Source organism: Synechococcus sp. H55.2, from assembly GCF_047462495.1.
In the GTDB taxonomy this organism is placed as follows: domain Bacteria; phylum Cyanobacteriota; class Cyanobacteriia; order Thermostichales; family Thermostichaceae; genus Thermostichus.
On the sequence record NZ_JANSJH010000019.1, the window covers coordinates 19370 to 30226 of the forward strand.

The 10857-nt window shown below is 61.3% G+C and carries 10 protein-coding genes and 1 tRNA gene; 7 read left to right on the forward strand and 4 right to left on the reverse strand.

Annotation, left to right across the window (positions count from 1 at the left end; genetic code table 11):
• Positions 1-2 precede the first annotated feature (2 nt).
• Positions 3-908, forward strand: a complete 906-nt coding sequence (locus tag NW844_RS04160; RefSeq protein WP_414333742.1) for a carbohydrate kinase family protein — start codon at positions 3-5, stop codon at positions 906-908.
• 3 nt (positions 909-911) lie between these two features.
• On the opposite strand, the gene NW844_RS04165 is transcribed toward NW844_RS04160, so the two are convergent.
• Complete coding sequence (locus tag NW844_RS04165) at positions 912-2636, reverse strand: ABC transporter ATP-binding protein (RefSeq protein ID WP_414333744.1); 1725 nt, start codon at positions 2634-2636, stop codon at positions 912-914.
• A gap of 521 nt (positions 2637-3157) precedes the next feature.
• On the opposite strand from NW844_RS04165, the gene NW844_RS04170 reads away from it, so the two are divergent.
• The 4 genes from NW844_RS04170 to NW844_RS04185 all read left to right on the forward strand — a co-directional run bounded on the left by NW844_RS04170 (position 3158) and on the right by NW844_RS04185 (position 7046).
• Positions 3158-3508, forward strand: a complete 351-nt coding sequence (locus NW844_RS04170; protein ID WP_414333746.1) for a hypothetical protein — start codon at positions 3158-3160, stop codon at positions 3506-3508.
• 145 nt (positions 3509-3653) lie between these two features.
• Positions 3654-4574: an L-lactate dehydrogenase gene (locus NW844_RS04175; protein WP_414333761.1), complete on the forward strand. Its 921-nt coding sequence runs from the start codon at positions 3654-3656 to the stop codon at positions 4572-4574.
• Between the two features lie 89 nt (positions 4575-4663).
• The gene (trmB, locus tag NW844_RS04180) at positions 4664-5371 is read left to right on the forward strand and encodes a tRNA (guanosine(46)-N7)-methyltransferase TrmB (protein WP_414333748.1); all 708 of its coding nucleotides are present in this window, start codon (positions 4664-4666) and stop codon (positions 5369-5371) included.
• A gap of 67 nt (positions 5372-5438) precedes the next feature.
• Positions 5439-7046 (forward strand): type II CAAX prenyl endopeptidase Rce1 family protein, encoded by a 1608-nt coding sequence (locus NW844_RS04185; protein WP_414333750.1) that lies wholly within the window; start codon positions 5439-5441, stop codon positions 7044-7046.
• Positions 7047-7058: 12 nt separating this feature from the next.
• Here the strand turns inward: NW844_RS04185 and NW844_RS04190 are convergent, their stop codons facing one another.
• The 3 genes from NW844_RS04190 to NW844_RS04200 are packed head-to-tail and all read right to left on the reverse strand — an operon-like array spanning position 7059 to position 9869.
• A complete protein-coding gene (locus tag NW844_RS04190; protein WP_414333752.1) occupies positions 7059-8081 on the reverse strand; it encodes a J domain-containing protein in 1023 nt (340 codons plus the stop codon).
• Complete coding sequence (locus NW844_RS04195) at positions 8039-8965, reverse strand: ABC transporter substrate-binding protein (RefSeq protein ID WP_414333753.1); 927 nt, start codon at positions 8963-8965, stop codon at positions 8039-8041. Before NW844_RS04195 ends, NW844_RS04190 begins: the two co-directional genes overlap by 43 nt.
• A gap of 52 nt (positions 8966-9017) precedes the next feature.
• On the reverse strand, positions 9018-9869 hold the full coding sequence (locus tag NW844_RS04200; RefSeq protein WP_414333754.1) for an inositol monophosphatase family protein: 852 nt from the start codon (positions 9867-9869) through the stop codon (positions 9018-9020).
• A 279-nt stretch (positions 9870-10148) separates the two neighbouring features.
• Here NW844_RS04200 and NW844_RS04205 point away from each other — a divergent pair, with 279 nt between their 5' ends.
• Complete coding sequence (locus tag NW844_RS04205; protein WP_414333756.1) at positions 10149-10727, forward strand: FHA domain-containing protein; 579 nt, start codon at positions 10149-10151, stop codon at positions 10725-10727.
• 52 nt (positions 10728-10779) lie between these two features.
• Positions 10780-10851 (forward strand) — tRNA-Gln (locus NW844_RS04210).
• Positions 10852-10857: the final 6 nt, after the last annotated feature.

Consider the following 10857-nt stretch of genomic DNA (forward strand, 5'->3'; position numbering starts at 1 on the left):
CGATGATGGATCCCCCCGATGTGCCCCAGGGCTTGCCTCTCATTTTGGGGGAGGTGCTTTTCGACTGCTTCCCCAGCCAGGTGGTGCTGGGCGGTGCGGCTTTGAACGTGGCTTGGAACCTCAAGGGGCTAGGATCCGATCCCCTCTTGCTTAGCCGCATCGGCCAAGACGAAGCGGCAGAAAAGTTGTTGGCGGCGCTGCGGCGGCAGGGGCTGCGCCTGGAAGGTTTGCAACGGGATCCGATTCACCCCACCGGCCAAGTCCAAGTCACGCTGGATGCAGAGGGGATCCCAAGCTTTGCCATCTTGCCCGACCAAGCCTACGACTACATTCAGTTGGATATCGGGGTTCTCCAGCCCAGCCTGCTCTATCGGGGCAGCTTGGCGGCGCGACGGGAAGCGGCCCATCGCCACTTTCAGGAGACGATCCCCGCCCTTCGCTGTCCGGTGTTTTTGGATCTCAACCTGCGGGATCCCTGGTGGCAGCCGGATCCCATCCGGGAGATGCTGCGCACCTGCGATTGGCTGAAGCTAAACCAGGCGGAGCTGGAGCAGGTGGCGCGGCTAGAAGGGATCCCTGCCAAAGAGGTGCGGGAGCAAGGGCAGATCCTGCGGGCGCAGTTGAACCTGAAAGGTCTATTTTTGACTCTAGGGGCCGCAGGTGCGCTCCTGATCACCCCCGCCCAGGTTTATCAGGCCGACCCGGTTTCCGTACCTCAGATGGTGGATACGGTGGGCGCTGGAGATGGCTTCAGTGCCGTGGCCATCCTGGGCCTGCTGCGGGGATGGCCAGAGGAGGTGTTGCTGCAGCGGGCGGTGCAATTTGCCTCGGCCATCTGCGGGATCGCGGGGGGTGCGCCTCAGGATTCGGAGTTCTATCGGCCTTTCCGGCAGGAGTGGCGGCTCTGAAGCCTACTGAAACTGGCGCAGGTGAAACTGGGCGTAGCGCCCCCCTTTGCCCAGCAGCTCGCGGTGATTTCCTTGCTCCAGCAGTTGCCCTTGCTCCAAGACAAAAATGCGGTGGGCGGTGCGCACTGTCGAGAGGCGGTGGGCGATAACAAAAACGGTGCAGCGTTGCATCAGCCGTTGCAGCGCCTCCTGCACCAACGCTTCCGACTCGTTGTCCAAAGCAGAGGTGGCCTCGTCCAGGATCAAGATCTTGGGGTTGAGCAACACGGCGCGGGCAATGGCCAGCCGTTGCCGTTGTCCGCCGGAAAGGGTGACCCCGCGTTCTCCCACGCGGGTGGCGTAGCCATCGGGTAAGCTCTCGATAAAGGTGTCGATGTTGGCCACCTGGGCCGCCTGGCGTACCGCTTCCAGGTCAAACTGCTCTTGTCCGTAGGCGATGTTGCTGGCAATGGTTCCCGAAAACAGGGTGATCTCCTGCGGCACAATGCCAATCTGGCGGCGCAGGCTCTTGAGGGTGACGGTGCGGATGTCGATGCCGTCGATGCGGATGCAGCCCTGCTGCGGATCGTAAAAGCGGGGAATCAAGCTCACCAGGGTGGATTTGCCGGCACCGGAGGATCCCACCAAGGCCACGATCTCGCCGGGAGACACCTGAAAGCTGATTTCCTTGAGCACCGGCTGATCCGGTTTGTAGGCAAAGGAAACTTGCTCGAACTCCACCCAGCCCTGAATGGGGGGCATAGGCCGAGCGCCGGGCAGCTCCCGGATCTGCGAGCGAGTGTTCAGCAGCTCGAAAATCCGCTCCACCGAAGCCTCACCCTGTTTCAGCTCGCTGTAGTTGTTGGTGATGTGCACAATGGGGTCGATCAACATGGCAACACCGGCAATAAAGCCGAGAAACTGGCTGCCGGTCAGGTTGCCCTGGCTAATTTGCCAGCCGCCCACCCAAAACACCCCCAACACGCTCATGGCGTACAGGAAACCCACCACCGGGTCTTGGATGGCTTTCACCTGCTCGGTCTGAAACCGGGCCAGGCGGTTGCTTTCGGCAATGGCACTGAAGCGGCGAATTTCGTAGTCCTCGGCCGCAAAGGCGCGAGTGAGACTGATGCCGGCAAACACTTCTGTCAAGAGGGCGGCCAAATCCGACATCTTCTCTTGGTTGAGGCGGGAGCGAAACAAGAGGCGATCCCCAAACCAACTGATCAAAGCGGCCATCAGGGGGGCGATCAGCAGGGTGGTCAAGGTGAGAATGCCGTTGAGATAAAACAGGTAGGCCACCACCGCCAAGATGGTGAGCACGCTGGGGATGAAACGGTGGAAAAAGCGTTGCACCACCTCTCCCACCCGATCCAGATCCCCTGTCAGGCGATAGACCAGATCGCCGGTGCGGCTGCCGGAAAAATAATCCACATCCAGCGCTTGCAAATGGGCATAGATCTGTTGGCGCAATTCCAACACCATTTGCAGGGAAGCCCTCGCCATCAGGGTGTCTTGGCCGTACTGGAAGGCGCCACGCACCAAGAAAAACACCACTCCAATCAGGGCCAGCGTCCGCAATTGCCCCAGATCCCCGGCGCCGATGGAGCGGGCCACCCACTCGATCAAGTAGGCAAGCGCGGGCATGGTCAGGACAAAGCCAAGAGTGCAGGTCAGCCCCAACAACAACATCCACAGATGGGGCCGGATAAAAGGGATGAGACGGCGATAGCTACGACCCGGATGCACCAATCCCAAACCAGAAGGGCCTCTGACTCAACCAGCTTACAGGATACTGTTGCCCACTGCTGCCGGGATCCTTGAAACTGGCCGGTCGAGTTGAAAGCCGCTGCGGCCATTTTCTTTGACCGCTGTTACATGGAAGCCGGCCAGTAGGTGCTGGGAGCATAACCGGGCATCAACACGATCAGCCATACTCTTGCTAGTTAGAATTACTTGCATTAGCAAAGAACCTCAACCAGGCCCGGAGAAGACGCAGATGACCCACATCCTGCCGCCGCGGGATCCCCGCTGTTTCCACAACATAGAGAGATAGAGAGTCAGACTGAGGGATATAACTCCACCACTTAACTCAGCTACAGGATATCTCTATTGCAACTACTTTCAATAAATTAGGGGCATGGTAGGGGTTTTCTTTGATAAAGAGTTGCATCAAGCTGGGAAGGTCTGGTAAAGTGCTTACCCAAATGGCAATTGCTAAAGATTTGCAGTTAAGCCTTCTCAGGAGAACGGGTCGCGGAGTGGCAAGCATGACATGGCAACAGGTACAGGCGGGCGTGTGGTGTCGGCAGTTGGGGCAACTGGCGCCCCAGTGGTGGCTGGGGTGGAGCCCTGAGCAGGGCTTCCAGCTCTACCGCCAAGAGTCCCTGCCTTCTCTCTCTGCTTTGCGGATGCGCTACCAGGAGCAGGATGGCTGGCTGGATGTGTTTTTGGGAGAAGCCGAGCAACATCCCCAGCGGCGGCGCAGTCTCCTCGATGCAACGGCGCGGGTGGCTTTGCACTACTTGCCGGAAGATCTGGCTCAGATTCGGTCCCTGAAGTGTCCTCACGAGCGCATTCCTCTGGAGCTTTGGCAACGGCTAACCCAGCAACGGAGTTGAGGACTACCCAATGCTATTTTGCTCTCCGCTTGGCCAGGCTTAAGCTGGGAAGGGAAGCGTAGCGGCTGAAGCCATGACCGTTTCTGAGCGCCAACCCAAGCAACCCTTTGAGCAGCAAGCCAGTGGGCTGACTTCTCGCCGCCTTTTGAAGGGATCCATCATCGGCGCCGGGCAGGTGGGCATGGCCTGTGCCTACTCGATGGTGATCCAGAACACCCTCGATGAGCTGGTTCTTCACGACATCGACCGCGCCAAGCTGGAAGGGGAAGTGATGGATCTGGTGCACGGGATCCCTTTTGTGGAGCCGACGCGGATCTGGGCGGGAGAGCTGGCCGATTGCGCCGGCTCAGACGTCGTGATTGTGACGGCGGGAGCCAAGCAGCGGCCTGGCGAAACCCGTTTGGATCTGGTTCACCGCAACGTTGAGATTTTCAAAAGCTTGATCCCGGCCCTGATGGAGCATTGCCCCAGCGCCATTTTCCTGGTGGTGAGCAACCCCGTCGATATCATGACCTATGTTTCCCTGAAGGTGTCGGGGCTGCCGGCGGGGCAGGTGTTGGGATCGGGCACGGTGTTGGATACGGCCCGCTTCCGCTATCTTTTGGCCCGGCGGCTGGGGGTGGATCCGCGCAGCCTGCACGCCTACATTATCGGCGAACACGGAGATAGCGAGGTGGCCGTCTGGAGCAAGGTGAACATTGCCGGCACGCCGATTGGCCAGCTCTCGCCGGAGTGGGATCCCGCCCAGTTGGGGGATATTTTCGAGCAGGTGCGCAATGCCGCCTATGAGATCATCCGCCGCAAAGGGGCCACCAGCTATGCCATTGGTCTGGGGGTGACGCAAATTGTCCAGGCCCTGGTACGGGATCAGCGGCGCGTTTTAACCGTGAGCAGCCTCACCCAGGGGGAGTATGGTCTGCCGGAGGTCTGCCTCAGTTTGCCGAGAGTGGTCGGTCGGCAGGGGGTGGAGCGCACGCTGGCCATGTCCCTCACCGAGAGCGAGCAACAGCAACTGCACCGCTCGGCCCAGATCCTGCGGCAAGTCATCGACAGCATCCGGTGGTAGCCTAGAGCTCCTCTACCTTTCCATCCCAACTGGGGGATCTTTTGGGATCCCTTGGGGGGAGGGCTGAAGCTAGCGGCAGGAGGTGGTCTATGGAAACAGACGTGCAACGGGCACAGCAGGTAACCCAACCTGAGAAGGACTCCCCCGCTTGGGCAGGGATCCCGCTGCAGAAAGGTCTTGGCCAGCGGCTGCGGCAACACGTCAACCCCCTACAGGCGCAATACCAACAGCCCACCCCCCCGCCCCACTGGGAACGGGTGTACCGGCGGCTGGGGCAACCCTTTCATTTGGATATCGGCAGCGGGAGCGGACGCTTTTTGCTGCGCATCGCCCAGGAGCAGCCCGACTGGAACTTTTTGGGCGTGGAGATTCGACAGCCGCTGGTGGAGCGGGCCAATGCTTGGCGGGACGAGCTGGGGCTGGATAACGTCCATTTCCTCTTTGCCAACATCAACGTCTCGCTGCGGCATCTATTTGCCCCGGGGGATCTCAGCCGAGTCACCATCCAATTTCCGGATCCCTGGTTTAAAAAGCGCCATCACAAACGGCGGATCGTCCAACCGCAACTGGTGGCGGATCTGGCCCTGCTGCTGCAACCGGGCAGCCCCGTCTTCCTGCAGTCGGACGTGCGGGAAGTGGCCGAGGAAATGGCAGCTCGATTTTTAGACCATCCGCAGTTTTGGGATCCCTGCCAGGGGCCCATCGATGACAACCCCTTCGGTATTCCTACCGAGCGGGAGTGGCAGTGTCTGCAGTTGGGGCTGCCCATCTACCGTTATTGGCTAGAGCGCCGCTGACCCCTTCATCCTGCCGAAGCCAATAGAAGCTAGGATATAACCCGCTGGAGTTGCCTCTGTTGCTGTCATGTCTCCCTCTGACGCCACGGCCTCGGTCGATCCCCATTGGCTTTCTGTTCGCCGTGGGATCCTCAACCTGCTGAGCCTATTGGCCCTTTTGATTGTCGGGCTTTCGCTTTCCAGCAGTTGGTTTCAGCCGCCGCCCCAAACGCGGTTGGATCTGTTGCAAACCCATCTCGCCCTGCAGGCTGCCCGCACCCTCGACGATCCCCGCTATCAGGATCTGGCGCGGGCTTTGCTGGGGCAGAACGTTTTCGAGCTGGCCCACAATCGCTACCGGCAGGTGGCCGACAACTACGCCGAACGCCTGCAGCGCCTCAAACGGATGGCACGGCTGGAAAGGGCGACTCCCTCGGAGGCGGGCAGATCCGAATTGGCCAGCCTCTCGGATGCGGTGGGGCCGGCCTCAACTCCAGAAGAAGTGGATCCCGTTCTGCTGGCTTCTGTCCAGGAGCTGCAGGCGGAGCTGGACGCCCTGCGGCTGCGCCTGGGCCTGCTCTCCGCCTACCAGGAGGATCTGGAGGCAGCCCAGCAGCAGTGGCAGCAGGTGATCGATCCAGAACGTCCCTTGGAGCTGGAATCCCGCCAAAAAGGGGTGGCGCGGCTCTTGCAAGGGCTGTGGGGAACGCCACGGCGCATCTTGCCGGAGGCCGAGGTGCAGATCCGCAACCACCTGGACGGCTGGTTTGAGGCAGTGGCCCTGCAGCAGCTCTACCGGCTGCAACAGCGCAGCGACAGCCTCAATGCCCTCAACCAGGAGCAGGAAAAATTGGCCTTGGCAGCTCTGTTCCGGCTGGCAGTGGTGGGCGGGATCCCGATGCTGGGGGCGCTGCTGGGGCTAATCCTCCTGTTGGGTTGGCTGGGCTGGAGCTTCTGGCGCCAACGTCCGCTCCTCGGCCCGCCGTGGGAGGTGCCTTGGCAGGGGATCGGAGCGCAGGCGGTGCTGACCGGTTGGTTTTTGGGGTTTATTCTCCTCAATACCTTGGTGCCTCGCCTTTACATGGTTCTGCTCGGCTTGGGGGCACAACAGCTCAGCCCTTGGCATCAGGCGGTGGCCTTGTTTCTCACCTACAACGCCGGCGCTCTGCTGGGGGCGGCGCTGTTGTACCGGCTTCTTCGGATCTATCCCGGTTGGCAGAAGGCGTTGCAGGTGCGGCTGTGGGGCCCTTGGCCGCTCTGGGGCCTATGCGGCTACTGGGTGGCCCTACCTTTGGTGGTGCTGGCAGCGGCGCTGTCGCAGTTGCTGCTGCCCCAGGCAGGGGGCGGGAACCCCATCTTGCCCCTGCTGCTGGACAGCCACGGCTGGGGGGCGCGCTTGCTGTTTTTGGCCGTGGTGTCTGTCTGTGCCCCCGTTTTTGAGGAGGTGCTGTTCCGGGGCTTTTGGCTGCCTACGCTGAGCCGCTACTTGCCGATGGGGGCTGCCATCTTGCTCAGCGCCTTCACCTTTGCCCTTGCCCACCTCAACCTTTCCGATCTGCTGCCGCTGACCATGCTAGGGGTGGTGCTGGGGGTGGTGTACAGCCACAGCCGCAACCTGCTGGCCCCCATCCTGCTGCACAGCCTCTGGAATACGGGATCCCTGGTCACGCTGCTGGTGCTGGGGGGCGCTTCCTGAGCGGAGTTTGGCCTACTTTTTCTTGCCAAAGAGGCGGCTCCAGAAGCCGCCGTTGTCTTCTTTGCGCGGCGGTGGCACGATTTTCTGGGCTTGGGACGTCTGGCGGCTGGCGGCAGGGACGGGAACCGGCTGCTGGGTGGTGACCTGCTGCAACCAGCGGCGCACCTCCGCCATCAACTCGGCGTTGGCCGGCTCAAGGCGGCTGGCCTGCAGGAAGTCGGCCTTGGCCATGCCGGCGTTGCCCTGCTTGAGGTGGGCGATACCCCGGTGCAGATAGTAGCGGGCCACGTTGGGCTGGGCGCTGATGGCGAAGTTCAGATACTGCACCGCATCCCGGTATTGCTTGCGCTCGATCATGTCCAGCGCCTGCAGGAAGCGAGTCTCAGCGGGGCTGAGTTGCGGAGTTGGGGGCGGGGTGGGCGGGGCAGTAGGAGACGGAACGGGGGAGCTGGCCGGGATCCCACCCAAGGTGGTGCGGCTGGGGGAAGGGGTTGGGATCCCAGTCAGGGTGGTGGTTCTGGCGGCAGGGGCGGGGATCCCTTTGTAGCCGGCTTTGAGCAGCAGGTAGGCCAGGTTCAGCTCGCTCAGTTGCTCGGTTTTCTCCAGCAGCGTGGTCATAGAGCTGTATTGCTCTTTGGCCAGCTTCTCCACTCGCCGGACGTATTCTTCCTGCCAATCAGAGCGCTCGGCCAGGTCTTTGACGGCTTCTCCAGTGGGCCACAGATCGGGGGGCGGCGACTCCAGCAGGCGTTGAACGCGCAGCTTGAGCACAGTCTCGTATTCTGACCGTTCCCGCTCCTTGGTCAGCACTTCGTTGGCCGGGCTGACCAGCTTGGCAAAGAGGACGTTGGCCCGCTCTGCCCCTTCCGGATCCCCGACAAAGCGATCCGGGTGCAGGGCCTTGGCCGCCTGCAAGTAGCCGCGCCGGATCCCCTTGGAGTCGGCGGTGAGGGGTACGCCCAAGATGGCGAAATGGTCCGTCTCGTAGCGGGCTAGTCCTCGGCTGAGGCGGGGGACATCAGAGTTGGATCCCATAGTTGCCACTTCTCCAAGATGCGTTGCAAAGTTCCGTTCTCGGTCAGGATTGCGATTGCCCCATCCACGGCTTCCTTCAGAGAAGGATGCTGCGAGGATACCACGCCCACCAGAGGAATCGGGAACAGAGGCGGCCCCGCCAGGCGCAGCCGGGATCCTGCCTGGCGCAGGCTCAGGGCGGCAACGGGCTGATCGACGAGTACGGCATCCAACTGGCCGGCCTGGAGCTGAGCAAACAGGCGCTCCGGGTTGCTGGTGGCAAAAAGACGAATGGCGTTGCCCCGCCTCTCGTTGTACGCCTCCAACAGAGCTGCTCCCGTACTGTTCACTACAATGCCCACTTTGCGGCCAAATAATTGCGACAGCGCCTCAATGGGAGTTTCCCCTGGCCCCGGATCCCGTACCACCAAGCGCTGGGGGCTGAGGTAGTAGGGTCGGGTGGCGAGAAATTGCTGTGGATCCAAGCCCAAAGCTTCCCGCGCCCCCCAGATGAGATCCACCTCATCCGCTTGCAAAGCCGCCAACTGCTGACTCCAAGCCACGTAGACGGGCTCCACCTGCACCTGCAGCGTCTGGGCAAGCGCCTCGAGGATATCCCACTCAAAGCCGGCGTAGGTTTGCCGCTCTAGGTCGGTGTAGAGGTAAGCCGGGCCCAGGCTGGGATCCAGGCCAACCCGGATGCGCCCCCGCGCCTGAATTTCGGCCCAACGGGAATCGGGGGGCTGGGCTCGCTCGCCGGCAGGAGCGGGCAGGGCCGGTTTTTGGGCAGGCTGAGGGTAGGCCGGGATCCCCAAGAGAAGCGCCAGGCCAAACCCTGCCGCCCAACAACAACGCCGGAGTGTTTTCCCGGCCAAGCTATCTCTCTGACCTTGGGAAGGAGCCATAAGGGCCTGTGCGTAAAGCTTACCCAATTTTTGCCTGAACTTTACCTCATCTTTATCTTTGGCCGTTTCGCTCTCGAGGCCGCCGCATGGGGAAGGAGACCGGCAGGGGGCTGACCTGGGCCAGTTCTTCCTGAAGAGCAGCGTGTAACCAGCCGTTGCTGGCCAGCAGGCGGCCACTGTACACATCCACCGGGCTGCCATCGTAGGCAGTGACCTTGCCGCCGGCCTCTCGCACCAAGACAATCCCGGCGGCAATGTCCCAGGGGGAGAGACCTCGCTCCCAATAGCCATCCAACTGGCCGGTGGCCACGTAGGCCAAGTCCAGGGCAGCCGATCCGCCCCGGCGCACTCCCTGGGTGAGGTGGGTGAAGTGGCAGAACTCAGCGTAGTTGTTGTCCGGGGTTTCGCGCCGGTCATAGGCAAAGCCGGTTACCAAGAGGCTGCGGGAGAGTTCGGTAGTAGAGGAGACGCGGATGGGCTGGCGGTTGCGGGTGGCTCCCATCCCCTGCACGGCGCGAAAGAGATCCCCGCGAAAGATGTCGCAGACCACTCCTAGCACCGGCTCCCGCCCCTCCAGCAGACCAATAGAAACGGCAGCAAAGGGATAGCCGTGGGCAAAGTTGGTGGTGCCATCGAGGGGATCGATCATCCAGGCGTAGGTGCCCTGCGGGGATCCCTGCTGGCCGGATTCTTCCGTCAAGATCACGTCTTCGGGGAAGTGCCGCCTCAAGATTTTTATGATCAGCTCCTCGGAAGCGCGATCCGCTGTCGTCACCAGGTCGCCCGGGCGTTTCTCCTCAATGGCAAGGTTGCCCCCCACGTAACTGCGCAGCAAAGCCCCTGCCTCCAGAGCCGCCTCTGTGGCCACATCCAACCGACGCAACAGGGCCTCCGTCACACCCACACCTCAAGGCTACAAACCTGCTACCCAGAATAGCCCGCCCGCGGCCAAGGCTGTGGCTCCCAAGGGATCCGTTAAAACACGAGTAGCTTTGACTTGAACCCAAACCTAATTTTCTTTGGGAAACGGAGTATCTCCAAAGCCGCCTGTGGTGTATAGTAGGGTACATCAAGGCTTGTGGGTTTTCCGACAGCCTGCCGAGGCCGAGTTTTTTGGAAAGGGTAGGGTTTTGAGGAACTCTAAGGTTTAAGGGCTTAGACTTGAAGAGCTAGGCTGCCGGGCATGCGGTTGAGCGTCGAGGAGGAAACGCTGTTGCCACAGAGCTACGACGAGTTTTTGACCTCCATCACAGAGGTGGGCGGGGGGAGTTCTCTTTCCAGCCAAGGCTTTGACCTGCCGCTGGATCTGTTCGACCAAGTCCCTGAGCAGCCGTTGTCTCACCCGGAGTTTACCCTGTCCGTTTGCCATCCTGTGCGGCCCTGCAGCTACATCCTGCGGGAGAACATCTACACGGTTGGCCGGGATCCCTCCAACGCCATTCAGATCGTCAACCGGTTTGTCTCGCGTCGCCATGCTTACCTGGTGCGGGTGTCCACCCAGTCCAGCCGGACAGGGTTTACCTACTGCCTGATCGACGGCAACCGCAAGGGGCAGGCCAGTACCAATGGGGTGTTTGTCAACGGCACGCGGGTGGCTACCCACTACCTGAAGAGTGGGGATGTCATCTACTTTGGGCCGGAGATCCGTGCCTATTTCTTCGAGGTGGCTCGCATTCTCTCTCTGAACCCCTTTGACGCTGGCTCCGGCCTTGGCGAAGAGCTGCCGCTTCCCCACGATACAGGAGGCCAGCGCAACCGTTGACAGACCTGAGCCTGCATCGCTACATTAGTTAAGCTGGTTAAGCAATGTGAATTGGGGCATCGCCAAGCGGTAAGGCAGCGGGTTTTGGTCCCGCCATTCGGTGGTTCGAATCCATCTGCCCCAGCTCAAA

Excerpts from the sequence above, each read along its gene's own strand:
- NW844_RS04185 (WP_414333750.1), top strand. The coding sequence starts at position 5,439 with ATGTCTCCCTCTGACGCCACGGCCTCGGTCGATCCCCATTGGCTTTCT.
- NW844_RS04170 (WP_414333746.1), top strand. The coding sequence starts at position 3,158 with ATGACATGGCAACAGGTACAGGCGGGCGTGTGGTGTCGGCAGTTGGGG.
- trmB (WP_414333748.1), top strand. The coding sequence starts at position 4,664 with ATGGAAACAGACGTGCAACGGGCACAGCAGGTAACCCAACCTGAGAAG.
- NW844_RS04160 (WP_414333742.1), top strand. The coding sequence starts at position 3 with ATGATGGATCCCCCCGATGTGCCCCAGGGCTTGCCTCTCATTTTGGGG.
- NW844_RS04195 (WP_414333753.1), bottom strand. The coding sequence starts at position 8,965 with ATGGCTCCTTCCCAAGGTCAGAGAGATAGCTTGGCCGGGAAAACACTC.
- NW844_RS04190 (WP_414333752.1), bottom strand. The coding sequence starts at position 8,081 with ATGGGATCCAACTCTGATGTCCCCCGCCTCAGCCGAGGACTAGCCCGC.
- NW844_RS04205 (WP_414333756.1), top strand. The coding sequence starts at position 10,149 with ATGCGGTTGAGCGTCGAGGAGGAAACGCTGTTGCCACAGAGCTACGAC.